31 protein-coding genes are annotated in these 25,989 nt (G+C 67.5%); 22 read left to right on the top strand and 9 right to left on the bottom strand.

The window, feature by feature from the left end; translation table 11 throughout:
• Positions 1-165 precede the first annotated feature (165 nt).
• Both kefC and kefF read right to left on the bottom strand, forming a co-directional pair.
• Complete coding sequence (gene kefC, locus E5P2_RS22090) at positions 166-2,025, bottom strand: glutathione-regulated potassium-efflux system protein KefC (RefSeq protein WP_162569292.1); 1,860 nt, start codon at positions 2,023-2,025, stop codon at positions 166-168.
• Between the two features lie 2 nt (positions 2,026-2,027).
• Positions 2,028-2,666: a glutathione-regulated potassium-efflux system oxidoreductase KefF gene (gene kefF / locus E5P2_RS22085; protein WP_162569291.1), complete on the bottom strand. Its 639-nt coding sequence runs from the start codon at positions 2,664-2,666 to the stop codon at positions 2,028-2,030.
• A 63-nt stretch (positions 2,667-2,729) separates the two neighbouring features.
• On the opposite strand from kefF, the gene E5P2_RS22080 reads away from it, so the two are divergent.
• Together E5P2_RS22080 and E5P2_RS22075 are read left to right on the top strand one after the other, a co-directional pair.
• Positions 2,730-3,350: a ParA family protein gene (locus tag E5P2_RS22080; protein WP_162569290.1), complete on the top strand. Its 621-nt coding sequence runs from the start codon at positions 2,730-2,732 to the stop codon at positions 3,348-3,350.
• Positions 3,351-3,358: 8 nt separating this feature from the next.
• On the top strand, positions 3,359-3,817 hold the full coding sequence (locus E5P2_RS22075) for a MaoC family dehydratase (protein ID WP_162569289.1): 459 nt from the start codon (positions 3,359-3,361) through the stop codon (positions 3,815-3,817).
• A 13-nt stretch (positions 3,818-3,830) separates the two neighbouring features.
• On the opposite strand, the gene E5P2_RS22070 is transcribed toward E5P2_RS22075, so the two are convergent.
• The 3 genes from E5P2_RS22070 to E5P2_RS22060 all read right to left on the bottom strand — a co-directional run bounded on the left by E5P2_RS22070 (position 3,831) and on the right by E5P2_RS22060 (position 5,483).
• Positions 3,831-4,121: a DUF4148 domain-containing protein gene (locus E5P2_RS22070; RefSeq protein WP_162569288.1), complete on the bottom strand. Its 291-nt coding sequence runs from the start codon at positions 4,119-4,121 to the stop codon at positions 3,831-3,833.
• Between the two features lie 152 nt (positions 4,122-4,273).
• A complete protein-coding gene (gene trmL / locus E5P2_RS22065; RefSeq protein ID WP_162569287.1) occupies positions 4,274-4,738 on the bottom strand; it encodes a tRNA (uridine(34)/cytosine(34)/5-carboxymethylaminomethyluridine(34)-2'-O)-methyltransferase TrmL in 465 nt (154 codons plus the stop codon).
• A gap of 28 nt (positions 4,739-4,766) precedes the next feature.
• Positions 4,767-5,483 carry a ComF family protein gene (locus E5P2_RS22060; protein WP_162569286.1) on the bottom strand — a complete coding sequence of 239 codons (717 nt, stop codon included), beginning with the start codon at positions 5,481-5,483 and terminating at the stop codon, positions 4,767-4,769.
• Positions 5,484-5,507: 24 nt separating this feature from the next.
• Here E5P2_RS22060 and E5P2_RS22055 point away from each other — a divergent pair, with 24 nt between their 5' ends.
• From E5P2_RS22055 to E5P2_RS22030, 7 genes are all read left to right on the top strand, one after another.
• The gene (locus E5P2_RS22055; protein WP_162569285.1) at positions 5,508-6,422 is read left to right on the top strand and encodes a biotin synthase; all 915 of its coding nucleotides are present in this window, start codon (positions 5,508-5,510) and stop codon (positions 6,420-6,422) included.
• Positions 6,423-6,544: 122 nt separating this feature from the next.
• On the top strand, positions 6,545-7,021 hold the full coding sequence (locus E5P2_RS22050) for a DUF2244 domain-containing protein (protein ID WP_162570608.1): 477 nt from the start codon (positions 6,545-6,547) through the stop codon (positions 7,019-7,021).
• Between the two features lie 67 nt (positions 7,022-7,088).
• Positions 7,089-8,264 (top strand): cytochrome c oxidase subunit II, encoded by a 1,176-nt coding sequence (gene coxB / locus E5P2_RS22045; RefSeq protein ID WP_162569284.1) that lies wholly within the window; start codon positions 7,089-7,091, stop codon positions 8,262-8,264.
• A 15-nt stretch (positions 8,265-8,279) separates the two neighbouring features.
• Positions 8,280-9,911, top strand: coding sequence for a cytochrome c oxidase subunit I (gene ctaD, locus E5P2_RS22040; RefSeq protein ID WP_162569283.1), 1,632 nt, complete (start codon positions 8,280-8,282; stop codon positions 9,909-9,911).
• Positions 9,912-9,923: 12 nt separating this feature from the next.
• Positions 9,924-10,031 (top strand): cytochrome oxidase small assembly protein, encoded by a 108-nt coding sequence (locus tag E5P2_RS37840; protein WP_232077209.1) that lies wholly within the window; start codon positions 9,924-9,926, stop codon positions 10,029-10,031.
• 21 nt (positions 10,032-10,052) lie between these two features.
• Entirely contained in the window at positions 10,053-10,682 is a 630-nt protein-coding gene (locus E5P2_RS22035; RefSeq protein ID WP_162569282.1) for a cytochrome c oxidase assembly protein, read from the top strand.
• Positions 10,683-10,778: 96 nt separating this feature from the next.
• The gene (locus E5P2_RS22030; protein ID WP_162569281.1) at positions 10,779-11,660 is read left to right on the top strand and encodes a cytochrome c oxidase subunit 3; all 882 of its coding nucleotides are present in this window, start codon (positions 10,779-10,781) and stop codon (positions 11,658-11,660) included.
• A 71-nt stretch (positions 11,661-11,731) separates the two neighbouring features.
• On the opposite strand, the gene E5P2_RS22025 is transcribed toward E5P2_RS22030, so the two are convergent.
• Entirely contained in the window at positions 11,732-11,962 is a 231-nt protein-coding gene (locus tag E5P2_RS22025; protein ID WP_162570607.1) for a twin transmembrane helix small protein, read from the bottom strand.
• 27 nt (positions 11,963-11,989) lie between these two features.
• Between E5P2_RS22025 and E5P2_RS22020 the strand changes: the two genes are divergently transcribed.
• Genes E5P2_RS22020 through E5P2_RS22000 form a run of 5 tightly spaced genes read left to right on the top strand, consistent with a single transcriptional unit; the run spans position 11,990 to position 16,159 of the window.
• Complete coding sequence (locus E5P2_RS22020; RefSeq protein ID WP_232080800.1) at positions 11,990-12,775, top strand: SURF1 family protein; 786 nt, start codon at positions 11,990-11,992, stop codon at positions 12,773-12,775.
• Positions 12,726-13,439, top strand: a complete 714-nt coding sequence (locus E5P2_RS22015) for an SCO family protein (RefSeq protein WP_162569279.1) — start codon at positions 12,726-12,728, stop codon at positions 13,437-13,439. The genes E5P2_RS22020 and E5P2_RS22015 overlap by 50 nt, the downstream gene beginning before the upstream one ends.
• A 2-nt stretch (positions 13,440-13,441) precedes the next feature.
• Positions 13,442-14,629, top strand: coding sequence for a COX15/CtaA family protein (locus E5P2_RS22010; RefSeq protein ID WP_162569278.1), 1,188 nt, complete (start codon positions 13,442-13,444; stop codon positions 14,627-14,629).
• Positions 14,626-15,531, top strand: coding sequence for a heme o synthase (gene cyoE, locus E5P2_RS22005; RefSeq protein ID WP_162569277.1), 906 nt, complete (start codon positions 14,626-14,628; stop codon positions 15,529-15,531). The genes E5P2_RS22010 and cyoE overlap by 4 nt, the downstream gene beginning before the upstream one ends.
• Positions 15,532-15,538: 7 nt before the next feature.
• Positions 15,539-16,159 carry an SCO family protein gene (locus E5P2_RS22000; protein WP_162569276.1) on the top strand — a complete coding sequence of 207 codons (621 nt, stop codon included), beginning with the start codon at positions 15,539-15,541 and terminating at the stop codon, positions 16,157-16,159.
• Positions 16,160-16,211: 52 nt separating this feature from the next.
• Here E5P2_RS22000 and rpoH read toward each other — a convergent pair whose 3' ends face one another.
• On the bottom strand, positions 16,212-17,153 hold the full coding sequence (gene rpoH, locus E5P2_RS21995) for an RNA polymerase sigma factor RpoH (RefSeq protein ID WP_162569275.1): 942 nt from the start codon (positions 17,151-17,153) through the stop codon (positions 16,212-16,214).
• Between the two features lie 136 nt (positions 17,154-17,289).
• Positions 17,290-17,751 (bottom strand): Mpo1 family 2-hydroxy fatty acid dioxygenase, encoded by a 462-nt coding sequence (locus E5P2_RS21990; protein WP_162569274.1) that lies wholly within the window; start codon positions 17,749-17,751, stop codon positions 17,290-17,292.
• 207 nt (positions 17,752-17,958) lie between these two features.
• Here E5P2_RS21990 and E5P2_RS21985 point away from each other — a divergent pair, with 207 nt between their 5' ends.
• Positions 17,959-18,285 (top strand): FHA domain-containing protein, encoded by a 327-nt coding sequence (locus E5P2_RS21985; protein ID WP_162569273.1) that lies wholly within the window; start codon positions 17,959-17,961, stop codon positions 18,283-18,285.
• Positions 18,286-18,296: 11 nt separating this feature from the next.
• Here E5P2_RS21985 and ftsY read toward each other — a convergent pair whose 3' ends face one another.
• Positions 18,297-19,463 carry a signal recognition particle-docking protein FtsY gene (ftsY, locus tag E5P2_RS21980; protein ID WP_162569272.1) on the bottom strand — a complete coding sequence of 389 codons (1,167 nt, stop codon included), beginning with the start codon at positions 19,461-19,463 and terminating at the stop codon, positions 18,297-18,299.
• Between the two features lie 29 nt (positions 19,464-19,492).
• Between ftsY and E5P2_RS21975 the strand changes: the two genes are divergently transcribed.
• From E5P2_RS21975 to pxpA, 7 genes are read left to right on the top strand one after another with little or no spacing between them, the layout of a single operon-like run.
• Positions 19,493-20,950: a M16 family metallopeptidase gene (locus tag E5P2_RS21975; RefSeq protein ID WP_162569271.1), complete on the top strand. Its 1,458-nt coding sequence runs from the start codon at positions 19,493-19,495 to the stop codon at positions 20,948-20,950.
• 14 nt (positions 20,951-20,964) lie between these two features.
• Complete coding sequence (locus tag E5P2_RS21970; RefSeq protein WP_162569270.1) at positions 20,965-22,314, top strand: M16 family metallopeptidase; 1,350 nt, start codon at positions 20,965-20,967, stop codon at positions 22,312-22,314.
• A gap of 41 nt (positions 22,315-22,355) precedes the next feature.
• Positions 22,356-23,006 (top strand): 16S rRNA (guanine(966)-N(2))-methyltransferase RsmD, encoded by a 651-nt coding sequence (rsmD, locus tag E5P2_RS21965; protein ID WP_174262686.1) that lies wholly within the window; start codon positions 22,356-22,358, stop codon positions 23,004-23,006.
• A gap of 45 nt (positions 23,007-23,051) precedes the next feature.
• Positions 23,052-23,555 carry a pantetheine-phosphate adenylyltransferase gene (gene coaD / locus E5P2_RS21960; protein ID WP_162569268.1) on the top strand — a complete coding sequence of 168 codons (504 nt, stop codon included), beginning with the start codon at positions 23,052-23,054 and terminating at the stop codon, positions 23,553-23,555.
• Positions 23,552-24,211 (top strand): 5-oxoprolinase subunit PxpB, encoded by a 660-nt coding sequence (gene pxpB / locus E5P2_RS21955; protein ID WP_443083523.1) that lies wholly within the window; start codon positions 23,552-23,554, stop codon positions 24,209-24,211. Before coaD ends, pxpB begins: the two co-directional genes overlap by 4 nt.
• Positions 24,211-25,254 (top strand): biotin-dependent carboxyltransferase family protein, encoded by a 1,044-nt coding sequence (locus tag E5P2_RS21950; protein ID WP_162569267.1) that lies wholly within the window; start codon positions 24,211-24,213, stop codon positions 25,252-25,254. Before pxpB ends, E5P2_RS21950 begins: the two co-directional genes overlap by 1 nt.
• Entirely contained in the window at positions 25,244-25,984 is a 741-nt protein-coding gene (pxpA, locus tag E5P2_RS21945) for a 5-oxoprolinase subunit PxpA (protein WP_162569266.1), read from the top strand. The genes E5P2_RS21950 and pxpA overlap by 11 nt, the downstream gene beginning before the upstream one ends.
• Positions 25,985-25,989 lie beyond the last annotated feature (5 nt).

Below are 25,989 nucleotides of genomic sequence, written 5' to 3'. Positions count from 1 at the left end.
TCCGGCACGCTGGCGGCGTCGCTTCTTTTGGCGAGACAAAAAAGGTGAGTCGCCCGCCGGGGCGAGTCCCGGCTCCGGCCTTCGATCAAACGCAACGCGCAAGGCAAAGGCCCGGGCGCCCTCACCCCAACCCTCTCCCAGAGGGAGAGGGAGCAAGACAAGGCCTCAGGGGATCTGCTCTTCCTCGATCCGCTCCTCCTCGAGCCGGTCCCAGTCGCGGCCCGCGCGCTCCTTGCGCTCCGCGCGCTCGCGCGAGATCTGCTCCTGGAACTGCTGGCGTCCTTCCTTGGCCACCGCGATGACCTTCGCGCGGTCCTTGTAGTGCGGATAGATCTCGCGCATGAGCTGGATGTTGCGCACGCGAAAGCGCATCGCGGCCTGGCGCGCCTCGTGCGCCGGCCAGCCCAGCACCTCGAGCACCGAGCGCGCGCTGCGCAACGAGGATTCGAACAGCTCGCGCTCGACGTACTCCACGTTGCGGTCGAGCAGCTGGTAGAGGTGCCCGACGTTGCGTGCGCGCGCGACGATCTTCGCGTCGGGGAAATGCTCGCGCGCGAGGTCGACGATGGCCAGCGACTGCTCGATGTCGTCGACCGCGACCACCAGCACCTTGGCCGTGCCGGCGCCGGCGGTGCGCAGCAGGTCGAGCCGCGTGGCATCGCCGTAGAACACGCGAAAGCCGAATGCGCGCAGCGACTCGATGGTGTCCGGATCGTGGTCGAGCACCGTGACCTGCATGCCTTGCGAGCCCAGCATGCGGCCGACGATCTGGCCGTAGCGGCCGAAACCGCAGATCACGACCTTGGCGTCCTGCTGCTCCGAGATCTCTTCCATCGTCACGACGTGGTGCGCGCTGTAGTGCGGCAGGATCCATTTGTCGATCACCACCAGCAAGAGCGGCGAGACCAGCATCGACAGCGCCACCGCACCGATCAGGAACGAGGCGACACCGGGCGGCAGCACCTCGGGGCCGGCGGCCTGGAACACGACGAAGGCGAACTCGCCGCCCTGCGCCAGCAGCAGCGTGAACACCGGCCGCTCCTGGTAGGGCAGGCCCATCACCTTGGCGATGGCGTAGATGACGACGAACTTGAACAGCATGAAGCCGATCACCACCAGCACCATCAGGCCCGGCTGCCGGAGCAGCACACCGAAGTCGATGCTCATGCCGACCGCGATGAAGAAGAGGCCGAGCAGCAAGCCCTTGAAGGGCTCGATGTCGGTTTCGAGTTCGCGCCGGTATTCGCTCTCGGCCAGCAGCACGCCGGCGAGGAAGGCACCCAGCGCCATCGAGAGACCGATGAACTGCATCAGCGCCGCGATCGCCACCACCAACAGCAGCGACGCCGCAGTGAAGATCTCGGGCGTGTTGCTGCGCGCGATCCAGCGCAAGAGCGGGCGCAGCGCCAGCCGGCCGCCGAGCACGATGCCGCCGATGACGGCGACGATCTTCAGCGTTTCGAGCGCGCGGTCGAGCCCGGTGATGGCCGAGCCGGTGACCGAACCCACCGCCAGCACCGGCAGCAGCGCCAGGATCGGGATCGCGGCCACGTCCTGGAACAGCAGGATCGAGAAGCCGGCCTGTCCGCTCGCGGTGCGCAGCAGGTTGCGCTCGCCGAAGACTTGCAGCGCGATCGCGGTCGACGACAGGGCCAGGCCGAGCGCCGCGACCAGCGCGACGCGCCAGCTCGCGCCGCCGGCCCAGCCGGCCAGGAACAGCACGGCCGCGCAGGCCAGCACCTGGCCCGAGCCCCAGCCGAAGATCGGGCGGCGCAGGTTCCACAGGCGCTTGGGTTCGAGTTCGAGCCCGACCAGGAACAGCATCAGCACCACGCCGAACTCGGCGAAGTGCAGGATGTCCTCGACGTTGGTGACCAGCCCCAGGCCCCAGGGGCCGATCGCGATGCCGGCCGCGAGGTAGCCGATGATCGAGCCGAGGCCGAGCGCCTTGGACAGCGGCACGACCAGCACGGCGGCGCCGAGGTAGATCAGCGAATTGACAAGCCAGGCCGGGGCGTGCTCCATGCTCAGGCCTCCTCGCGTTCGACGGGGCGGTCGGCCTCGGGCACCACGCAGGCGGGACAGCCTTCGAGGTCTTCCAGCTCGGGCCAGTCGGGATAGGACGCGAGGCGCTGCCGGAAGACCTCGACGTGCGCCGTCACCTCGCTGCGGGGTGCGCTGCGCGCGCCGTGGAACAGGAGCGGTGGCAGGAAGCGCATGCCGCAGAGCGCGGCGGTCTGCTCGTAGGGCGGCAGGAAGGCGTCGAAGAAATAGCGGTTGTAGCTTTGCGGGTGGTAGCTCGCCTCGGGGCCGCCGGTGGTCGCGACCAGCCAGCAGTCCTTGCCTTCGAGCGCCTTGCCGCCGGGACCGTAGGCCCAGCCATAGGCGAACACCTCGTCGATCCAGAGCTTCTGCAGCGCCGGCATCGAATACCACTGGATCGGATGCAGCAGCACCAGCAGCTCGGCGCGGGCCAGCCGGGCCTGCTCGGCCTCGACGTTGATCAGGTAGTCGGGGTAGCTCTCGTAGAGATCGTTGACGTCGACACCGGGTATACCCTGCGCCGCCTTCAGCAATGGCAGGTTGACGCGCGAGTCGCGCCAGTGCGGATGCGCCGCGATCAGGTAGATGCGAGGGTCGTTTCCCGGGCTGTTGGTCGTAGGCATGCCACGAACATAGCGCATGCGCGGCTACCATGGCGCCTGTCTTCAGCCTGCGAGGAGTTTCACATGCCCGTGGTTCTGGTCGCCAATCCGAAGGGAGGGGTCGGCAAATCGACGCTTGCAACGCAGGTTGCAGGCTATTTCGCGAGCCGCGGCCATGCGGTGATGCTGGGCGATGTCGATCGCCAGCAGTCCGCGCGGCTGTGGCTCGGCCTGCGGCCGCCGCAGGCGCGGCCGATCACGACCTGGGAAGCTTCGGGCGACAGCAGCGTGGTGCGGCCGCCGCGCGGCACCACGCATGCGGTGCTCGACACGCCGGCCGGGCTGCATGGCTCGCGCTTCAAGGAGGTGGTGGCGCTGGCCGACAAGGTGCTGGTGCCGCTGCAGCCCAGCATCTTCGACATCTACGCCACGCGCGACTTCCTCGACAAGCTGCTCAGTCACCGCAACGCGGGCAAGACGCAGATCGGCGTCGTCGGCATGCGCGTGGATGCGCGCACGCTGGCGGCCGACCGGCTGCGCGAATTCGTCGCCGGCCTCGGCGTGCCGGTGCTGGGCGAGCTGCGCGACGCGCAGATCTACGTGCAGCTCGCGGCGCGCGGCCTCACGCTGTTCGACATCGCGCCGGGCCGCGCGCAGCGCGACCTCGAGCAATGGCAGCCCTTGTGCGAGTGGCTCGATACCTGAGTGAAACCATGAAAAAGACATTCCAGACCCTTCAGGATCTGGCCGCTTGCGTCGGCCAGGAGGTCGCGGTGAGCGACTGGCTCACCGTCACCCAGCAGCAGGTCAATCAGTTCGCCGAGGCGACCGGCGACCATCAGTGGATCCACGTCGACGTCGAACGCGCCAAGGCGGGGCCGTTCGGCGCGTCCATCGCGCATGGCTTCCTGACGCTGTCGCTGCTGCCGAAGTTCTTCGAGTCGGCGATCGAGGTGGTCGAGTCGCGCATGGGCGTCAACTACGGCCTCAATCGGGTGCGCTTCATGTCGCCGGTGCGGGTCGGCAGCAGGCTGCGCGCGCGCATGAAGCTGCTCGGCGCCGAACCCATCGCCGACCAGGGCGTGCAGATGACCTGGGAAACGAGCATCGAGATCGAGGGCGCCCCCAAGCCCGCCTGCGTGGCGGAGTCGGTGGTGCGGCGCTACCCCTGATCCGGCGCGCGCATCACATCGGCATGCCGAGCGTGCCGTAGTTGGCCGAGCCTTCGCGCGCGGCCTCGACGGCGGTGGCACGCACCCGGGCACGCTCGACGTTGCCGGTGCGCAGGCCCATCGCGCCGGTGCCGCCGTTGCTGATGTGCAGCGGCTGGCGCGCTTCGGCCTGGACCTGCGCACGCGTGAGCGTCGACTGGAAGGGGGCAGGCGGCAGCGGGCTCTGTTCACCTTGGTAGGCTTGCGCGGCGCCGGCGAAGGCAAGGGTGGCGAGCGCGGCGAAGGTGATCGTTCGGGTGTTCATGGCGTGGCTCCTGAAATGCGTTGAAGGGTGGCATGCCGGCTCGAACGGATGTGTCGAGCCTGCATGTCATGGATACGCCGGAGCGCGGCCGGTGGATGCAGAACCATGCGACCTGCACGCGTATTCGTGCCGAGGCCTTGTTGCGCCGGGCCTCAGCCGAAGCCGTTCTGGCGCCAGGCCTCGAACACCGTCACAGCCACCGCGTTCGACAGGTTCAGGCTGCGCTGGCCGGCGCGCATCGGCAGCCGCAGGCGCTGTGCCTCGGGGAAGAAGCCGTCGCGCAAGGCGGGCGGCAGCCCGCGGGTCTCGGAGCCGAACACCAGCCAGTCGCCGGGCGCGAAGCGCAGGTCGAAGGCCGAGCGCGAGCCACGCGTGGTCAACGCGAACATGCGCCCGGCGGCGGGCTGCTCGTTGTCGAGCAGCGCCTGCCAGTCGGCATGGCGCCTGACCTCGGCGTACTCGTGGTAGTCGAGGCCGGCGCGGCGCAGCAGCCTGTCGTCCATCGAGAAACCCAGCGGCTCGACCAGGTGCAGCGTGCAGCCGGTGTTGGCCGCGAGCCTGATCACGTTGCCGGTGTTGGGCGGAATCTCGGGTTCGACCAGGACGATGTGGAACATGGCGCCGATTGTCGGTCGGCCCCGGCGTTCAGTCGGGGAGCTCGGTGCGCGCCAGCACCACTGCGGTGATGTGCTGCGCGCCGCCCGTGCGCAGAACCTGCGCGGCGGCGAACAGCGACGCGCCGCTGGTCATCACATCATCGACCAGGACGATGCGCCGGCCTTGCACCGCATGCGCGCGAAGCGGCTCGAGCGCGAACGCGCCGCTGAGGTTCCGAAGCCGCTCGGCCCGCGTGAGGCCGCTTTGCGCCGTCGTCTCCCGGATGCGCAACAGCAGGCGGGCATCGGCTTTTCGCGGCGCCAGCCGGCGCGCCAGTTCGTGCGCCTGGTTGAAGCCGCGCTGCCGCAGGCGCGCGGGGGCCAGCGGCATCGGCAGCACGAGCTCGGCCTGTTCGAGGGCCGGCTCGACCCAGGGCGCACTGCGCAGCAAGGTCGCGAGCGGCGCGGCCTGGCCGGCATCGCCGCGGAACTTGAACTGCGCAAGGCATTCGGGCCACGGCCAGACGTAGGCGCAGGCGGCCAGACAGGCATCGAGCGGCGGCGGATGCAGCACGCAGTCGCCGCATTGCGCCACACCCGCCGGCACCGGCAAAGCGCAGGTCGCGCAACGCGGCGTGGGCGGCGCGAAGCGCGCCACGCAGGCGTCGCACACCGGTTGCGAAGGCCAGGCGCGGCACACCGCGCACTGGCTCGGAAGGCGCTCGAGCAAGGACGAAAAAGGCCGTTCGGACCCGCGGTGGAACATGCCCTCAATATACTGAGCGATCTAATGACCACCGATCCCGCACAGCGTCCGCCGACCATCGATGCCACGGCGGCCGCGCGCTGGAGCCGGCTCGCGCCTGCAGCGGGTTCGCCCTGGCTGCACGAGGAAATCGGCCGCCGCATGGAGGATCGCCTGCAGTGGATCAAGGCCCAACCGAAGCGCTGGGCCGACTGGGCACCGCTGCATGGCGGCCTCGAGGCGCATGCGCTGCTGTCACGCCGCTATCGCACGGCCGAGTCGTTCGTGATCGAGCCCGAGGCGGCGCTGGTGCCGGTCACCGGCCGTGCGCTGGCGGCGCCCTGGTGGACCGCGCGCCGCTGGCAGGGCCCACAGCCGCGCTTCGAGGCGCCGCCGGAAGAGGGCGTGGACCTGCTGTGGGCCAACATGGCGCTGCACATGGCGGCCGACCCGCAGGCGCTGATTGCGCGCTGGCATCGTCTGGTCGCGACCGACGGCTTCCTGATGTTCTCCTGCCTGGGGCCCGACACCCTGCGCGAACTGCGCCTGCTGCACGAGGCTTCGGGCTGGCCGCCGCCCAGTCACGAGTTCACCGACATGCACGACTGGGGCGACATGCTGGTGGGTGCCGGCTTTGCCGAGCCCGTGATGGACATGGAGCACATCGTGCTGACCTGGCCCAGCGCGGAACGCGCACTGGCCGAGCTGCGCACGCTGGGACGCAATCTCCATCCGCAGCGCTTTCGCGCATTGCGCGGCCGACGCTGGCATCAGGCGCTGTGCGAAGCGCTGCCCCGGTTCGCGCCCGGGGCGGAAGGCAAGGGGCACATCGCGCTGACCTTCGAGATCATCTACGGTCATGCGTTCAAGCCCGCGCCGCGGGTGGCGCTCGCGGCCGAAAGCGCCGTGTCCCTGCGCGAAATGCGCTCGATGCTGCAGCGCGGGCGGCCCGGCGCCTGAGCGCCGCTCTTCGACCCGCTACAATCCGGCGCTGCGTGAACTCCCGGGTATTGTCCCGTGATCGAGGCCTGTCAGGAATGGGTTTGACAACGCTTCGACGCACCGATTTGCCGAACTCGCCCGTGTCGAATTCCGTGTTTCGTTTTGCCACTGTGTCAGGCCAGAGCATCCACTGGTTCCTGAAGCGCAACTGCTCGGTGACGCCGAGCCAGCTCGGCTGGCTGTACGCGTCGCTGTGCGTGCTGTCGCTTGGCATCGGAATCGTGTTCTGGTGGCATGGCGCACGTCTCGTGCTGCCGTTCGCGTGGCTCGAGCTGGCCGCCGTGGGTTTCGCGTTCCTGCTGTACGCACGGCACGCGAGCGACGGCGAAAAGATCGCGCTGCAGGGCGGCCGCCTTGTGGTCGAGCTCGAAAACGGTGGGCACTACGAGCGCACGGAATTCTTGCCGCACCAGGTGCGGGTCGAGCCTCATGACAGCGATCGTTCGCTGATCGAGGTCTCGGGTCAAGGTCGTTCGGTCAGGGTGGGGCGCTATGTGCGCCCGGAATTGCGTGCGGCGCTGGCGCGCGAAATTCGCATGGCACTGCGCAGCGCGTGAGGCGGCTGGGCGATGTGGCACCCGGGCTGGGCCGGTGGGTTAACTGGAAAATGAAGAAGTGAACACGATGAAGAGCATTTGGTACAAGCCGGCGAATCTGCTGTTGGCGGCCGGCGCGGCGTTCAGTGGCGCTGCGCATGCAGTCAACGACCTGCCGGGCGGCCCGATGGTGCGTCAGTTGAACCTGCCGGTGGGCGTCACCAAGATCGCGCAAGAGCAGTACCTGCTGCACAACGGGATGATGATCCTGTGCACGGTCATCTTCATCGCGGTGTTCGCGGTCATGTTCTATTCGATCTGGAAGCACCGCAAGTCGGTCGGCCACAAGGCGGCCAACTTCCACGAGTCGGTGGTGGTCGAAGTGATCTGGACCATCGTGCCCTTCATCATCGTGATCCTCATGGCGCTGCCGGCCACCAAGGTGCTGGTCGCCCAGAAGGACACCACCAATGCCGACCTCACCATCAAGACCACGGGCTACCAGTGGAAGTGGGGCTACGACTACATCACCGGCGAGGGTGCGGGCATCGGCTTCATCTCGACCCTGCTGCCGTCGCATCGCGAATTCTCGAACAGCGGCGCGAAGGGCAACGTGCCGGACAACTACCTGTTCGAGGTCGACAACCCGATGGTGGTGCCGGTCGACAAGAAGGTCCGGATCATCACCACGGCGGTCGATGTGATCCACGCCTTTGCCGTGCCGCAGTTCGGCCTCAAGCAGGACGCGATCCCCGGCTTCGTGCGTGACACCTGGTTCCGCGCCGAGAAGATCGGCGACTACTATGGAGAGTGCCAGGAGCTCTGCGGCAAGGAGCACGCCTTCATGCCGATCCACGTGAAGGTGGTCTCGGCCGCCGACTACACCACCTGGGTGGACGCCAAGCGCAAGGAAGCGGCGGCCAAGCTGGACGACCCGACCAAGGTCTGGACGCTGCCGGACATCATGGCGCGCGGGGAAAAGGTCTATGCGGCCAATTGCGCGGCCTGCCACCAGGCGAACGGCAAGGGCGGCGGCCCGATCAAGCCGCTCGACGGTTCGGCGGTCGTGCTGGACGCGAACCATGCCGACCAGATCGACACCGTGCTCAACGGCCGCGTCGACAAGGGCATGCCGTCCTGGAAGACGCTCAGCGACACCGACATCGCTGCCGTGATCAGCTTCACCAAGAACAACTGGTCCAACAAGACCGGCCAACTGATCCAGCCGTCTGAAATCGTGGCGGAACGCGCCAAGTTGAAGTAAGCAAGGAATTTCCCCATGAGCGCAGTCCTCGACCCCCACGGCCACGCCTCCGGCGATCATGCCCACGACGACCACCACGGCGCGCCGACCGGCTGGCGCCGCTGGGTGTTCGCGACCAACCACAAGGACATCGGCACGCTGTACCTGCTGTTCTCCTTCACGATGCTGATGGCGGGCGGGGTGCTCGCGCTGCTGATCCGCGCCGAGCTGTTCCAGCCCGGCCTGCAGCTGGTCAATCCCGAGCTGTTCAACCAGTTCACGACCATGCACGGCCTGATCATGGTGTTCGGCGCGATCATGCCGGCGTTCGTGGGCTTCGCGAACTGGATGATCCCGATGCAGATCGGCGCGGCCGACATGGCCTTCGCGCGGATGAACAACTTCAGCTTCTGGCTGCTGATCCCGGCGGCGCTGATGCTGGTCGGCTCGTTCTTCATGCCCGGCGGTGCGCCGGCCGCGGGATGGACGCTCTATGCGCCGCTCACGCTGCAGATGGGCCCGTCGATGGATGCCGGCATCTTCGCGATGCACATCATGGGCGCGTCGTCGATCATGGGTTCGATCAACATCATCGTGACGATCCTGAACATGCGCGCACCCGGCATGACGCTGATGAAGATGCCGATGTTCTGCTGGACCTGGCTCATCACCGCCTACCTGCTGATCGCCGTGATGCCGGTGCTCGCCGGCGCGATCACCATGACGCTGACCGATCGCCACTTCGGCACCAGCTTCTTCAATCCCGCCGGCGGTGGCGACCCGGTGATGTACCAGCACATCTTCTGGTTCTTCGGCCACCCCGAGGTCTACATCATGATCTTGCCGGCCTTCGGCATCATCAGCCAGGTCGTGCCCGCGTTCTCGCGCAAGCGCCTGTTCGGCTATGCCTCGATGGTCTATGCGACCTCGTCGATCGCGATCCTGTCGTTCATCGTCTGGGCGCACCACATGTTCACGACCGGCATGCCGCTGACCGGCCAGCTGTTCTTCATGTACGCGACGATGCTGATCGCGGTGCCGACGGCGGTGAAGATCTTCAACTGGATCGCCACCATGTGGCAAGGCTCGATGACCTTCGAGTCGTCGATGCTGTTCGCGGTCGGCTTCATCTTCGTGTTCACCATGGGCGGCTTCACGGGCCTGATCCTCGCGGTCGCCCCGATCGATACACAGCTGCAGGACACCTATTACGTGGTGGCCCATTTCCACTACGTGCTGGTGGCCGGTTCGCTGTTCGCGATGTTCTCCGGCTTTTACTACTGGTCGCCCAAGTGGACCGGCGTGATGTACAACGAAACGCGCGGCAAGATCCATTTCTGGTGGTCGCTGATCTCGTTCAACGTCACCTTCTTCCCGATGCACTTCCTGGGGCTGGCCGGCATGCCGCGGCGCTACGCCGACTATCCGATGCAGTTCGCCGACTTCAATGCGGTGGTGTCGATCGGTGCGTTCTTCTTCGGTTTTGCGCAGGTCTATTTCTTCCTGTTCATCGTGCTGCCGACGATGAGGGGCAAGGGCGAGAAAGCGCCGCAGAAGCCGTGGGAAGCTGCCGAGGGCCTCGAATGGGAAGTGCCTTCGCCCGCACCGTTCCATACCTTCGAGACGCCGCCGCGCCTCGATCCGACGGCGACCAAGGTCATCGGTTGATCCGTTCGTGCAATGACGCCTGAACAAAAGAAAAGCAATCGGCGCATGGGGCTCACGCTGGCCTCCATCGCGCTGATCTTCTTCCTCGGCTTCATCGTGCGGATGGCCTGGGTCCACTGAGACTGCTGAAGGATATTCATCATGGCTACCGCCGGTCAACGCATCCGCCGCGAGAACCTTCGCATGGTCGGCAAGCTTGTCGTCGTCGCCGCGGGCATGTTCGCGTTCGGCTATGCGCTGGTGCCGGTCTACCGGTCGATCTGCGAGCTGACCGGGATCAACATCCTGGCCCGGGCCGAACTCGAGGTGCCTGGGGGCGCCAGCGGCGGTGCGGACGTGCGTTTGCCCGACAACACGCAGGTCGACATGAGCCGCACGATCACTGTCGAGTTCGACTCGAACGTGCGCGGCCTGTGGGACTTCAAGCCGGCGTTGAACACCATGCAGGTGCATCCCGGACAGCTCAACACCGTGATGTACGAATTCCAGAACGTGCAGAACCGCCGCATGTCGGCGCAGGCCATTCCGAGCTACGCGCCGCAGCAGGCTGCGCCGTACTTCAACAAGATCCAGTGCTTCTGCTTCAACCAGTACACGCTCGATCCCGGCGAGAAGAAGGAGTGGCCGGTCGCGTTCGTGATCGATCCGAAGATCTCCAAGGACGTGAAGACGATCACCTTGTCATACACCTTTTTCGAGGTCGGAAGCAAGACACCGCCAGCGCCCGTGGCGGCCGATACCCATGCTGCCGTGGCGGAGCCGAAGTCGTGACCACGGCCGCCGCGCGTCGGCGGGTCCGATGGGTTGTCGCCCCCTGAAGACGCATCCCCGCAGAATTGAATCGAGAGAAGAAAGCCAGGACCTGATATGAGTTCAACCACCCACGGCACCACGCCCTATTACTTCGTGCCCGCGCCATCGCCGTACCCGGTCATGGCGGCGATCGGGCTGCTCTTCGTGATCTTCGGTGCGGCCCAGTGGGTCAACGGCAACGACTGGGGTTCCTGGGTGCTGCTGATCGGCATGCTGTGGTGGCTCAGCACGCTGTTCGTCTGGTTTCGCCGCTCGATCTCCGAAAGCGAAGGCGGCCAGTACGGCCACAAGGTCGATCTCTCGTTCCGCTGGAGCATGAGCTGGTTCATCTTCTCCGAGGTGATGTTCTTCGGCGCGTTCTTCACCGCACTGTGGTGGACCCGCACGCACGCCCTGCCTGCGCTCGGCAGCCTGGACAACGCCTTGCTGTGGCCCGATTTCAAGGCCGTATGGCCCACCATGGCGATCGGTGCTACCGGCTCGCCGGCCGACATCGTCGAGCCCTTCCAGACGGTCGGGCCCTTCTGGCTGCCGACCATCAACACGGCGCTGCTGCTGAGTTCCGGCGTGACGCTGACCATCGCCCACCATGCCTTGCGTGCCGATCATCGCGCGCAGGCCGTGCGCTTCATGTGGCTCACGGTGGCGCTCGGCTTCAGCTTCCTGTGCGTGCAGGGCTACGAATACCACCACCTGTACACCGAGATGAACCTCAAGCTCAGCTCCGGTGCCTACGGCTCGACCTTCTTCATGCTGACCGGCTTCCATGGCCTGCATGTGTTCATCGGCATGCTGATGCTGCTGTTCATCACGCTGCGGCTGCGCAGCGGCCATTTCACGCCGGAGCGTCATTTCGGCTTCGAGGGCGCCGCGTGGTACTGGCACTTCGTCGACGTCGTGTGGCTCGGCCTCTACATGCTGGTCTATTGGCTTTGAGCATCCGGGACGGCAAAACAAAAAAGCGCCGCAAGGCGCTTTTTTCATGGTTCTCGTGGAACGAGAACAACCTACTTGCCGAGCGGCAGGCCCCCTGGCTGGATGTAGCCGAGTTTCCAGGCCACGAGGACGCAGAGGAACAAAACGACCGAAAGGCCGATCCGAACCGTGAGCGCGCGCGCCATGCCGCCGGACTTGGCGCGGCCATCGCGCCCGTCCTTCAGCATGAAGTACAGCGCGAATCCGAGGCTCGCCAGAATGCCCAGGAAGGCGAGGGCGACGAAATATTTCATGACCCACATTATCGGCCGCCAGGGCCGCCCCATGGTTTGAACACCGACTTTCAGACGGCTTCGCGCACCTCGCGAGGTGGCCGTTTCTGGCTCGTCACCGTGGCTGCCGTGCTCACCATCGCGGCCACCGTTTCGCTCGGCCGCTGGCAGCTCTCGCGCGCCGCGCAGAAAGAAGCCATCCAAGCGGAGATCGACTCGCAGCAGAGCCTGCCGCCGCTCGACCAGCAGGCCTTTCTTGCGCTTGACCGGCCCGCTTCGTCGCTGCAACGGCCGGTGCAACTGCGCGGCCTCTGGCTCAAGGAACAGACCGTCTATCTGGACAATCGCCAGATGCACGGCGTGCCCGGCTTCTACGTGCTGACGCCGCTCGCGCTCGAGGGCAGCGATCAGACGGTGCTGGTGCAGCGCGGCTGGATCCAGCGCAACTTCAACGACCGAACCCACCTGGAGCCGGTCGAGACGCCCTCGGGGCTGGTCGAAGTGACCGGCAGGATTGCACCACCGCCCGCGCATCTGCTCGATCTGGGCAAGGCCGATGCAGCGGCGCCGACGCAGGCGGGGGTGGGGTCTTCGCCGATCCGGCAGAATCTCGATCTCGAAGCGTTCCGCGCCGAAACCGGTCTTCCGCTGCGAACCGATGTCTCGCTCCAGCAGACCGGTGCGGCCTCCGAAGGCTTGCAGCGCGACTGGCCGGCCCCGGCGCTGGGTATCGAGCGGCACTATGGCTATGCTTTCCAGTGGTTCGGGCTCGCGGGCCTCGTCGTATTCCTCTATGTCTGGTTCCAATTCATCGCCCCCTACCGCCGTGCACGCCGCCGCTGACGAGCCGCTCGGCCTGACCGTGCACTCGATGCCGTCGCCGCGCCAGGCGCTCGACGGCGTCGAGCGGCGCACCGTGCTCGGGCGATGGAAGATGATCATCGTGGGGTTGTGCTGCGCCGCGCCGGTGATCGCCTCCTACTTCACCTACTACGTGGTTCGGCCCGAAGGCGGGCATGCGTACGGCGAACTGATCGATCCGCAGCGTCCGTTGCCCGAGCTGGTGGCGACCGCGCCCGACGGCACCCAGGTCCATTTGCCGACGCTCAAGGGCCAGTGGCTCCTGATCGTGGTGGCCGACGCGGCATGCGACGCGCTGTGCGAGCAGCAGCTCTATCTGGAGCGCCAGCTGCGCGAAAGCCTGGGGCGCGAGAAGGAGCGGCTCGACCGTGTCTGGCTGGTCAGCGATTCGGCACCGCTGCCCGAGCGCCTCGCCAACGGTCTGCATGGCGCGACCGTGCTGCGCGTACCGGCCGCCGAGCTGGCGCGTTGGCTGACCCCGGCGCCAGGCCATGCGCTGTCGGAACATCTCTATGTGGTCGATCCGATGGGCAACTGGATGATGCGCTTTCCCGCCCGCATGGATGCGGCCGGCGCCGGCCGTGCCAAGCGTGACCTCGACCGCCTGCTGCGCGCCTCCGCATCCTGGGACGAACCGGGCCGTTGACCATGAACACGACCTCGCTCTACGACCTCACACCGATCGCCTGGCTCATGGCGATGGGCGTACTGGTCGCGCTGGGCCCGCTGTTCTGGGTATGGCGGCGCAATGCCGGTAGCCGCTCGGCACGGCGGCTTCATGCGCTGACCGTGCTGACCTTGTTTCTCACCTTCGATCTCACTCTGTTCGGTGCCTTCACGCGCCTGACCGATTCGGGCCTCGGCTGCCCCGACTGGCCCGGTTGCTATGGCAATGCGAGCCCCGTGGGCGCCCGGCACGAGATCGCGGCGGCGCAGGCGGCGCAGCCGACCGGGCCGGTGACGCACGGCAAGGCCTGGGTCGAGATGGTCCATCGCTACCTGGCCACGGGCGTGGGCGTGCTGATCCTCGTGCTGGCCATCGCGACCTGGGTCGCGCGGCGGCGTCAGCGGCTGGCCGAGCATGCGCACGAGCGCGCGCTCAGTGCATGGTGGCCGGCGGCAACGCTGGCGTGGGTGTGCCTGCAGGGCGCCTTCGGCGCCATGACCGTGACCTGGCGGCTCTATCCTGCCATCGTCACGCTCCATCTGATCGGCGCGGTCGTCCTGCTGGCTCTGCTGTGCATCCAGGCGGTGCGCTACCAGCAGGCTGCGGCACAACGCCTGCCGACGCCCATGCCGTCGGCATTGCGCGGCCTGCTGATCATTGCGACTGCGATGCTGGCGGTGCAGATCGTACTCGGCGGTTGGGTCAGCACCAACTATGCGGTGCTCGCCTGCACGCAGTTCCCGACCTGCCAGAACAGCTGGTGGCCGCCGATGAATTTCGCCCAGGGCTTCGAGATCTGGCGCTCGCTCGGTGAAACTTCCGGCGGCACGCCGATCGACTTCTCCGCCCTGACCGCGATCCACTACGTGCATCGCCTGATGGCCTATGCCGTGTTCGTCGTCATCGGCGTGCTCGCGTGGCGCTTGCGCCGCGTCGCGCCACTGCGCACGCAGGCAAGCTGGCTTGCCGGCCTCGCGTTGTTGCAGCTCGCAACCGGACTGGGCAACGTGCTGCTGGGTTGGCCGCTCGCCGCCGCCGTCCTTCATACCGGCGGTGCAGCCGCGCTCGCGGTGGTGCTGACCTGGACGGTTTGCGAAAGCCGTCGCGAGCACACGGCCGCAACTGCCAGTGCGCCTCGCGCCCGTCGCGGCGACATGGAAATCGCATGAGTGCACCGGCTTCGACCCATCACGTGACGACGGCCGGCGTGCTGCGCCAGTTCTACGCCCTCACCAAGCCGCGCGTGGTGCAGCTGATCGTGTTCTGCGCGCTGATCGGCATGGTGCTGGCCGTGCCTGGCGTGCCGACGCTGGCCGACCTGCAGCATGGCTTGCTGGCGTGCATCGGCATCTGGCTGGTGGCCGGCGCGGCGGCGGCGTTCAACTGCCTGGTCGAGAAGGGCATCGATGCCAAGATGAAGCGCACTGCGTGGCGGCCGACCGCCCGCGGGCAGCTGAGCGACCGGCAGGCGCTGATCTTCTCGGCCGCACTGTGTGCGGCGGGCTCGGCGCTGCTGTGGTTCAGCGTGAATCCGCTGACGATGTGGCTGACCTTCGCCACCTTCGTCGGCTATGCCGTGGTCTACACGGTGATCCTGAAGCCGCTCACGCCGCAGAACATCGTGATCGGCGGCGCCTCGGGTGCGATGCCGCCGGTGCTGGGCTGGGCCGCCATGACGGGCGACGTCGGCCCGGAGGCGCTGATCCTTTTTCTCGTCATCTTCCTGTGGACGCCGCCGCATTTCTGGGCGCTCGCGCTGTACCGGGTCGAGGACTACCGCAAGGCCGGCCTGCCGATGCTGCCGGTGACCCATGGCAACGAATTCACGCGCCTGCAGATCCTGCTCTACACCTTCGTCCTGTTCGCCGCCTGCCTGATGCCCTTCATTTATGGCATGAGCGGCTGGCTCTACCTCGCGGTCGCAGTCGCGGTGAGCATCGGCTTCAGCGGCTACGCCTTCGCACTGTGGCGCAACTATTCCGATGCGCTCGCGCGCAAGACCTTTCGCTTTTCACTGATCCATCTCAGCGTTCTTTTCGCGGCGCTGCTGGTCGATCACTATCTCCGGTAACACACAGATGAACAAGCGGGACGCACTTCGATGGATCGCCAGGACGGCAGCCTGGGCGGGCGCCGCGGCCGTGCTGGGCGGGAATCTCGCCGCCTGCAGCGAGGCCAAGCCGAGCTTCAACGCCGTCGACATCACGGGCGCCGACTATGCCAAGGACTTTGCCCTGACCGATGCCGACGGCAAGCCGCGCACGCTGGCCGACTTCAAGGGCAAGGTGGTCGTGCTGTTCTTCGGCTATGCGCAGTGCCCCGACGTCTGTCCGACGACGATGACCGAGATGGCCCAGGTCAAGCAGCAGCTCGGTGCCGACGGCGACAAGCTGCAGGTGCTGTTCGTCACGGTCGATCCGGCGCGCGACACCCCGCAGGTCATGAAGGCGTACATGGGCGCTTTCGATCCGACCTTCGTGGCGCTGATCCCCACGCCCGAGCAACTGGTCGCCACGACGAAGGACTTCAAGGTCTACTACAAGAAGGTCGAGGGCAAGACGCCGACGAGCTACTCGATGGATCACTCGGCCGCAAGCTTCGTCTACGACACGAAGGGGCGCCTGCGCCTCTATACGCGCTACGGCGCGGGCGTGCCGGCCATGGTGGCGGACGTGAAGACGCTGCTCGCCACGTCCTGACAAAGAAAAAGCCCGGCGCGGGCCGGGCTTGTCGTCGGGGAGCGGGCGCGTCTTACGCGTATTCGACCAGCGCCTTCTTCATCTTCTTCATCGCGGCCACTTCGATCTGGCGGATGCGCTCGGCGCTGACGCCGTACACGGCAGCCAGGTCGTGCAGCGTCATCCCGCCCGAGCCGTCGTCGTTGACCTTCAGCCAGCGCTCTTCCACGATCCGGCGGCTGCGGTCGTCCAGCGTTTCGAGCGCGGTCGAGATACCGTCGGTCGACAGGCGATCGCGCTGGCGCGACTCGAGCTGAGCCGTCGGCTCCTGCGTGGCGTCGGCCAGATAGGCGATCGGGCCGAAGCCTTCATCGCCGTCGTCCGAAGGGCTCGGGTCGAGCAGCACGTCGCCGCCGGACAGGCGCGTTTCCATCTCGAGCACTTCCTCGGGCTTCACGTTCAGCCGGGTGGCCATTTGCGACACCTCGTCGGGGCTCAGCGTGTCGCGGTGCGTGCCGCCGTCGGTTGCGGCCGAATCGGCCTTGAAGCTCTGCTTCATCGAACGCAGATTGAAGAACAGCTTGCGCTGGGCCTTGGTCGTCGCGACCTTGACCATGCGCCAGTTCTTCAGGATGTACTCGTGGATCTCGGCCTTGATCCAGTGCATGGCATAGCTCACGAGCCGCACGCCCTGGTCCGGGTCGAAGCGCTTCACGGCCTTCATGAGACCGACGTTGCCTTCCTGGATCAGGTCGCCGTGGGGCAGCCCGTAGCCCAGGTACTGGCGGGAAATGGAAACCACGAGACGCAGGTGCGAAAGGATGAGCGCACCGGCCGCTTCGAGGTCGTTGTCGTCGCGCAGCCGGCGCGCGAAGCCCTGCTCTTCTTCGAGGGTCAGCAGGGGCAGGCGGTTGGCTGCCGAAATGTAGGCGTCCAAGTTACCCAGCGGAGGCACCATCGACCAGGGATTGGCGACCGCGAGCTGGTTGGCAGAGGCTCCAGACACTGTTGTCATTGGGGAAACTCCTTCGTTCATGCTCATATTAGCACTCGGTTAGAGAGAGTGCTAAACCAGGGGTTCCTGCCCCTATTCAATCGAGGCGATAGCCTGAGACTGTCGGGAAAGAAGCCGACGCGGCGCGGATGAGCGCCTACCAGCGCAGGCCGAGGCGCTGGAATATGCGGGAAAGCACGAACAGCGGCCCGACCCAGAGGTATTGGATGTCCTCGAAGAACGAAGGCTTCCTGCCTTCGATCCTGTGCCCGATGAATTGGAAGATCCATGCAACCACGAAGATGGTGGCGGAAATGGGCAATGCAAGACCCCCCATCGCGTGCACCGCAGCCAGCAGAAGCACCGTGCCGCCCAGCATGGCGATCAGGAAGGCCGGCGAGCGCAGCGTCGCGTAGTAGACGAGGCTCGCGGCCACGAAAAGATAGGCCGCCCAGGGATGGAGCGCGAACAGCAGGCCCACGAGGCTCAGCATGATCGCCGGAATGGCGACCATGTGAATGGCTTCGTTGGTCGGATTGCGGTGGCTTTCGCCATAGTGGGCGAGCAGGCGATCGATCTTCCGGCCGATCCCGGCCGGCTGCGTGGCGGCTGCTTCCATGGGGGCTCCTCGGCCGGTCTGGCGGCCCGAAAGATGATGCCAGACCCCACGCACCAGGGCAAAGCCCGCATGAACGGCGGCGCGGAGCACTTGAGGTCAAAAGTGTTAACTTTTTACTAACGCCTGCGCTCGCTCTTGCGGCACATTCACTGTCATACCAAGGCCTGTCGCAGATGGGCGGCATTTCAACAGTCAACGGAGAAGAGGATGGCCAAGCTGGTCCTGATTACCGCCCGTGGCGTGAAGCTCATCGATCTGAGCGGCCCCAGGCTGACCATCGGGCGTTCCTCGAAGTGCGATCTGGTCATCGACCGGCCCTTGCTCAGCCGCATCCACGCCGCGCTGTCCGCCGTCGAAGGCGGCGGCTTTTCCGTCTGCGATCTCGACAGTCGCAACGGCACCTTCGTGAACGGCGAGCGGATCCATCGCCATCTGCTGCGTCACCACGACACGATCCGCATCGGCGACTGCGAGCTGCGCTACCTGGACGCGCCCGTGAAGAGCCGGCCCGGCGTGCTCGGCCTGGTCGGCTGAGGCGCTCGCCTCTACCCCAGCAGCGCCTGGGCGAACTCCCGCGCCTTGAAGGTCTCGAGGTCTTCCAGCTTCTCGCCCACGCCGATGAAATAGACCGGGATCGGCCGTTCGCGGGCGATGGCGCACAGGACACCGCCCTTGGCCGTGCCATCGAGCTTGGTGACGACCAGGCCCGTCAGGCCCAGGGTCTCGTCGAAGGCTCTGACCTGCGCCAGCGCGTTCTGGCCGGTATTGCCGTCGATCACCAGCAGGACTTCATGCGGCGCCGTGGCGTCGGCCTTGTTGACCACGCGCTTGATCTTCTTCAGCTCGTCCATCAGGTGGAGCTGGGTCGGCAGCCGGCCGGCCGTGTCGACCAGCACCACGTCCTTGCCGCGCGCCTTGCCCGCGTTGACCGCATCGAAGCTCACTGCCGCGGGATCGCCGCCTTCCTGGCTCACGATCTCCACGGTGTTGCGATCGGCCCAGACCAGCAGCTGCTCGCGCGCCGCCGCGCGGAAGGTGTCGGCCGCGGCCAGCAGCACCGACGCGCCTTCGTTGGCCAGATGCTTGGTGAGCTTGCCGATGGACGTGGTCTTGCCGGCACCGTTGACGCCGGCCACCATGATCACGGTCGGCGTGTGCTCGCCGATGACCAATGCCTTTTCCAGCGGCCGCAGCAGATCCGTGATCGCATCGGCGAGCAGCCCTTTCACCTGGGAGGCCTCGGTCGCCATGTTGCTTCGGACTCGGCGCCGCAAGTCTTCGAGCAGGTGTTCCGTGGCCTTGACCCCGGTATCGGCCATCAGCAGCGCCTCTTCGAGCTCTTCGTACAGCGCGTCGTCGATCTGCGCATTGACGAAGGCGGCGGTGATGGTGCTGCCGGTCTTGCGCAGGCCGGTCCTGAGCTTGCCGAGCCAGCTGCTGCGCTCGGGTTCGGGCTCGGGTGCAGCGGCGACCGGCGCCTGTGGCGCGGGCGGTGCAACAAAGACAGGTTCGGGTGCGGGTACAGGCGGCGACGCCACCACCGGCTCGGTCGGTGCCGGCTTGCTCCCGAACCAGCTGGACGGTGAAAAAACCGACTTGGCGGGCGCCGGCGGCTCGACGCGAGCCTCGGTCGGCGCAGGTGCCGGTGCGGGCTCGGGCTGCGGCGTTGCGGCAACTTCGACTGGGGGTTTTTTCTTGAAGAAACTGAACATCGGAAGCTTTTTACAATCCGACCCATTCTATGAAACACCCTTCGCCACGCCGCGCTGCGTCTGGTGCGGTGCTGGCCTCGGTGCTGATGGCGCTCTGGGCCTTGCCTGCGCTTGCGCAAAATCTTCCGCCCGCCGATGTTGCATCACCGGCCGCCATCGCGCCGGTTCCCGCCCAGCAGTTCACGCTGGCCAATGGCATGACCCTGATCGTGAAGCCAGACCGGCGCGCGCCGACCGCGGTGCAGATGGTCTGGGTCCGCGTCGGTGCCGTCGACGAGGTCGACGGCACCTCCGGCGTCGCGCACGCCCTCGAGCACATGATGTTCAAGGGCACGAAGGATCTGAAGGCCGGCGAGTTCTCCCGCCGCGTCGCCGCGCTGGGTGGCCGCGAGAACGCCTTCACCACGCGCGACTACACCGGCTTCTACCAGCAGATCCCGACCGGCAAGTTGGAGCAGGTCATGAAGCTGGAATCCGACCGCTTCGCGAACAACCAGTGGCCGGACGACGAATTCAGGCGCGAGATCGAGGTGGTCAAGGAAGAGCGCCGCATGCGCACCGACGACCAGCCGCGCGCATTGCTCAACGAACAGCAGAACGCCGCCGTCTTCAACGCCTCGCCCTATCACCGTCCCGTCGTCGGCTGGATGAGCGACCTCGAGGCGATGAAGCCGGATGATGTTCGCGATTTTTTCCGGCGTTGGTACGTGCCGGCCAACGCAGCCCTCGTCGTTGCTGGCGATGTCGACGTGGCGCAGGTCCGCGCCATGGCCGAGAAGTACTACGGCCGCATCCCGGCGCGCGCGCTGCCCGAGCGCAAGCCGCGTACCGAACCCGTGCAGCGCGGCATCCGCCGCGTCGAGTTCAAGGCGCCGGCCGAGCAGGCCTACGTGTCGCTCGCGTTCCGCGTGCCGCAGATCGCGGGCGGCCAGGCCTTCGACGGCGACAGCGACGCCTATGCGCTGGTGGTGCTGTCCGCCGTGCTCGACGGCTATGCCGGTGCGCGGCTCGACCGCGCGCTGACGCAGGGCCCTGATCGCGTCGCCGATTCGGCCGGGGCGTATTCCGGCTTCGTCGGCCGCGGCCCGCAGCTCTTCGTTCTCGATGGCGTGCCAGCCGCCGGCAAGAGCCCCGAGGCCGTCGAAGTCGCGCTGCGCGCGCAGGTGGCGCGCATCGCGCGCGAAGGTGTCGGGGCCGCCGAGCTGGCCCGCGTGAAAACGCAATGGGTTGCCAGCGAAACCTACAAGCTCGACTCGGTCATGGCCCAGGCGCGCGAACTCGGCAGCAACTGGGTGGAGGGCCTGCCGCTCGATGCCAGCACGCGCATCATCGCGAAACTGCAGGCCGTCACGGCCGAGCAGGTGCAGGCCGTGGCCGCGAAGTACTTCGGCGACGACCAGCTGACGGTCGCCATCCTGCGGCCGCTGCCGCCCGATCCTCATCGCCGCCCGCGCGGTTTCGCAGCGCCGGCCGGCGATCTGCGCTGAAAGGCCGCTTCTTCATGTTCACTCCCAGACAACTCGTGCTTCGCGTGGCGTTCGCCGGTGCTGCGGCGGTTCTTGGCGCGGGCGCCCAGGCCGCCATCCCGATCCAGCACTGGACGCTGCCCAATGGCGCGAAGATCTATCTCGCCGCCACCCGCGTCCTGCCGATCGTCGACGTGGAAGTCGACTTCGATGCCGGCAGCCGGCGCGATCCGGCAGCGCAGTCCGGCCTGGCCGAAGTGAGCGCCGAAATGGTCGAGAAAGGCGTGCTGGCCCGCGGCAGCGATCCCGCGATGGACCAGAACGCGCTGGGCGAGGCCTGGGCCGATCTGGGCGCGAATTTCGATGTCGGCGCCGGTGCCGACCGCACGAGCTTCACCTTGCGCAGCTTGTCCGACCCGGCGCTGCTCGGCAAGGCGGTGCAACTCGCCGCGCGCGAGATCGGCGAGCCGGCATTCCCGGCCGACGTGTGGGCGCGCGAGCGCGAGCGCCTGGATGCCGCCATCAAGGAGGCCAACACCAAGCCCGCGACCATCGCCGGCCGCGCCTTCTCGCAGGCCGTCTACGGCACGCATCCCTACGGCTTCGACGCCACCGAGGAAACGCTGGCGCGGATCGACGTCGACGCGATGCGCCAGCGCTACCAGCGATTGATCGTGCCATGCCGCGCCAAGCTCAGCATCGTCGGCGCGGTCACGCGGCAGCAGGCCGAGGACATCGCGACCACGCTGCTGTCGCGCCTGCCGCCCGCGGACGCTACTGCCTGCGCGGCGTTGCCCGCCGTGCCCGAAGTGGCCCCGCTCACCGCACCCAAGGAAGAGCGCATTCCCTTCGATTCGGCGCAGACGCACGTGCTCATCGGCGAGCCCGGCTACAAGCGCACCGATCCGGACCATTTCGCGCTCACGGTCGGCAACTACATCCTCGGCGGCGGCGGTTTCGTGTCGCGCCTGACCGACCAGGTGCGCGAGAAGCGCGGCCTGGCCTACAGCGTCTACAGCACCTTCTCGCCCGGCCTGCATGCGGGCGCGTTCCGCATCGCCTTCCAGACCCGGCCCGACCAGGCGGACGAAGCGGTGAAGGTATCGCGCGAGGTGCTGGCGAAGTTCGTCGCCGACGGACCGACCGAGGCCGAGCTCAAGGCTGCCAAGGACAACCTGATCGGCGGCTTCCCGCTCCTGCTCGACAGCAACCGCAAGCTGCTCGGCAACATCGCCAACATCGCCTGGAACGACCTGCCGCTCGACTACCTCGACACCTGGATCGATCGCATGAACGCCGTCACCGTGGCCGACATCAAGGCCGCGTTCCAGCGCAAGCTGCAGCCCGATCGGATGGTGACGGTCATCGTCGGCGCCAAGCCTTGAACCGGCGTCGCGCGCCGCGCGCATGGCGTTAAGCTGTGCGCGTGAAACCGAAGCCCAGAACACCCGCCGCCGCACCTGTCACGCCTGCCAGGCTGGCCAAGGCGCCGCATTTCGTCCGCATCATCGGCGGCCGATGGAAGCGCACGCGCCTCGCCGTCGCCGACAAGCCCGGATTGCGCCCCACGCCGGACCGGGTGCGCGAAACGCTCTTCAACTGGCTCGCCAGCCTGGCAGGCGCCGGCGGCGGCGAACTGCCTGGCTGGCATTGCGTCGATGCCTTCGCGGGCACGGGCGCGCTCGGGCTCGAAGCGGCATCGCGCGGTGCCGCCTCGGTGCTGCTGTGCGAGCAGGACGCCGCGCTGGTCACGCAGTTGCAGACGCAGAAGGCCAAGCTCGCCGCCGAAGCGGTGCGCATCGAGCGCGGCAACGGCGTCACCGCGCTGGAGCGTGCGGTGGCCGGCAGCCTGCACGCGGTCTTCCTCGATCCGCCCTTCGAGAACCAGGCGCTGTACGCGCCGGCCTTGCGCGCCGCCGCGCGGGCGCTGCGCCCCGAGGGCGTGATCTACCTCGAGGCGGCTCGCCGCTGGGCCGATGAGGAGCTGGCCGCGCTGGGCCTGGCCGTCTTCCGCCATTTGAAGGCAGGCGCGGTGCATGCCCACCTTCTCCAAAGCGCCGCGGATACGGCTGCATAATCCGCCGAATCCAGGCCGCATCGGCTGAACGAGGAGGAAGCCACCATGTCCAGCAACGTGATCGCGGTATACCCCGGCACTTTCGACCCCATGACCCTGGGCCATGAGGACGTGGTGCGCCGCGCGACCCAGTTGTTCTCCAAGGTCATCGTCGCCGTCGCGGCGGGCCACCACAAGAAGGCGCTGTTCTCGCTGCAGGAGCGCATCGACATGGCGCGCCAGGCCGTGCGGCCCTTCAGCGACCAGGTCACGGTCGAGAGTTTCTCCGGCCTCTTGCGCGATTTCGTCGTCGCGCGCGGCGGCAAGGCGATGGTGCGCGGCCTGCGCGCCGTGACCGACTTCGACTACGAATTCCAGCTCGCCGGCATGAACCGCTCGCTGATGCCGGAGGTCGAGACCGTGTTCCTCACGCCGAGCGACAAGTACCAGTTCATTTCCAGCACCTTCGTGCGCGAGATCGCGATGCTGGGCGGCGAGGTCGACAAGTTCGTATCGCCGATCGTCCAGGAAAGCCTGCTCGCCAAGGTGCGCAGCATCGCGCGCGAATGAGTCTGCCGGCGCTGCGCCTGCATCCTCTGGGCGAGGCGGCCCTGCTGTGCGAACTGCCGCCGCCGGCGACACTGGCGCAGCAGCAGCGGATCTGGGCGCTCGCGCAGGAGGCCGTGCAGTGGCGCGGCGTCCGCGAAGTCCTGCCCGGCATGAACAACCTCAGCCTGTTGTTCGACCCGGGCCAGATCGATGGCGTTGAACTCGAGATGCAGGTGCTGTCGGCCTGGCCGCAACTGGCCACGGCATCGATCGAGGGGCGCGAGATCGAGATCCCGGTCGCCTACGGCGGCGAAGCCGGACCCGACCTGGCCGACGTGGCCGCGCACACGGGCCTGGCGCCGGCCGAGGTCGTGCGGCGGCACAGCCAGGGATCGTATGTGGTGTACCTGCTCGGCTTCCTGCCGGGCTTCGCGTTCATGGGCGGCCTCGCGCCCGAACTCGCGACGCCGCGGCGCGCCGAACCGCGCATGGCGGTGCCGGCCCGCTCGGTCGGCATCGGCGGCGAGCAGACCGGGATCTATCCGCTGGTCTCTCCGGGCGGCTGGCAACTGATCGGGCGCACGCCGCGCGCGCTGTTCGATCCGCTCGCAGCCGAGCCCACGCTGCTGCGGCCCGGCGATCGCGTGCGCTTCGTCGTCGAGAGCTTCGAGGCGTGATGGCGCCGACCGCGGGCATCGCCGTTCTGCGTCCCGGCATGATGGCCTCGGTGCAGGATCTGGGCCGGCATGGCCATCGTCAACTGGGCATCTGTCCGGGCGGCGCGCTCGACACCCTGGCGCTCACGCTGGCCAATCGGCTGGTCGGCAATGCGGACGGCGCGGCCGGGCTCGAACTCACGATGGGTGCCTGCGAGCTTCGCTTCGACACCGCGACCCGCATCGCGCTCGCCGGCGACGATTTCGATGCCCGGCTCGACGGCGCGCCGCTCTGGCCCTGCTGGAGCGTGCCGGTCGCGGCCGGCCAGGTTCTCAAGCTCGCGAGCGCGAACCGATGGCGTGCCAAGAAGGGCCTGCGCAGCTGGCTGGCTGTGGCGGGCGGCATCGACGTACCGCTGGTGCTCGGCTCGCGCAGCACCGACCTGAAGGCGGGGTTCGGCGGTCACGAAGGCCGCGTGCTGCGCAAGGGCGACCTGCTGCCGCTGGGCAAGCCGGCCCTGGATGCGGCCCGCATGGCGCGCCGCGCCTTCGGTGTGCGCGCGCCCGAGGGCGGTTTCGACGCCGACACCGGCATGATCGCGCTGCGCGTGATGCCCGGTCCCGAGTTCGAGCAATTCACGGTGGCCTCACGCGATCTGCTGTGGCGCGAGGCCTGGCGCATCACGCCGCGCAGCAACCGCATGGGCAGCCGGCTCGAAGGCCCGGAACTCAAGCGCAAGCGCAGCGTCGACATGCTGTCCTCGGCGGTCATTCCCGGCACTGTCCAGGTCCCGCCTTCGGGCCAGCCGATCATCCTGATGGGCGATGCGCAGACCACCGGCGGCTATCCGCGCATCGGCGTCGTCATCCGCGCCGACCTCTGGAAGCTCGCGCAGGCGCCGCTCAACGGCCGCCTGCGGCTGGTGCAGGTCGATGCCGCCGCCGCGCTGGCGGCGTGGGACGCGCAGCAGCGCTACCTGGCGCAGGTCGCGCAAGGCCTCGCGTCTGCAGGCTGGACCCCGCCGGCCCACAATCCGCGGGAAGGAGAACGCGATGCAGATTGATCTCAACGCCGACCTCGGCGAAGGCTGCGGCAACGACGAAGCACTGCTCGACCTCGTGAGTTCGGCCAACATCGCCTGCGGTTGGCATGCCGGCGACGCGCGCACCATGCGGCAGTGCGTGCGATGGGCCATCGACCGCGGTGTCGCGATCGGCGCCCATCCGAGCTTTCCGGACCGTGAGAACTTCGGCCGCAGCGAGATGCAGCTCGCGCCCGACGAGGTCGTGGCCGGCGTGCTCTACCAGGTCGGCGCGCTCGCCGCGATCGTCAAGGCCGAGGGCGGCAGCCTGTCCCACGTCAAGGCGCACGGCGCGCTCTACAACCAGGCCGTGAAGGACCCCGTGCTGGCCGATGCGCTGTGCGAGGCGGTGCGGCGCTTCGATCCCGGCCTGCGCTTCTTCGGGCTCGCAGGCAGCGGCATGATCGGCGCCGCCGAGCGCGCGGGTCTGCGGCCGGTGGAGGAAGTCTTCGCCGACCGCGGCTATCGGCCCGACGGCAGCCTGGTGCCGCGCAGCCAGCCCGGCGCGCTGATCGACGACGAGGAACAGTCGCTGGCCCAGACGCTGTCGCTGGTGCGCGACCACCGCGTGAAGGCGATCGACGGCAGCATGGTGGCCGTCAATGCCCAGACCGTCTGCCTGCATGGCGACGGCGCGCATGCGCTGGCCTTCGCGCGCCGCATCCGCGCGCGCCTGGCGGCCGAAGGCATCGAGGTCGCCGCGCTGGGCTGAGCGCG

The sequence above is a fragment of the Variovorax sp. SRS16 genome (assembly GCF_901827165.1).
Lineage (GTDB): Bacteria > Pseudomonadota > Gammaproteobacteria > Burkholderiales > Burkholderiaceae_C > Variovorax.
This window is presented reverse-complemented; position numbering and strand designations above follow the sequence as displayed.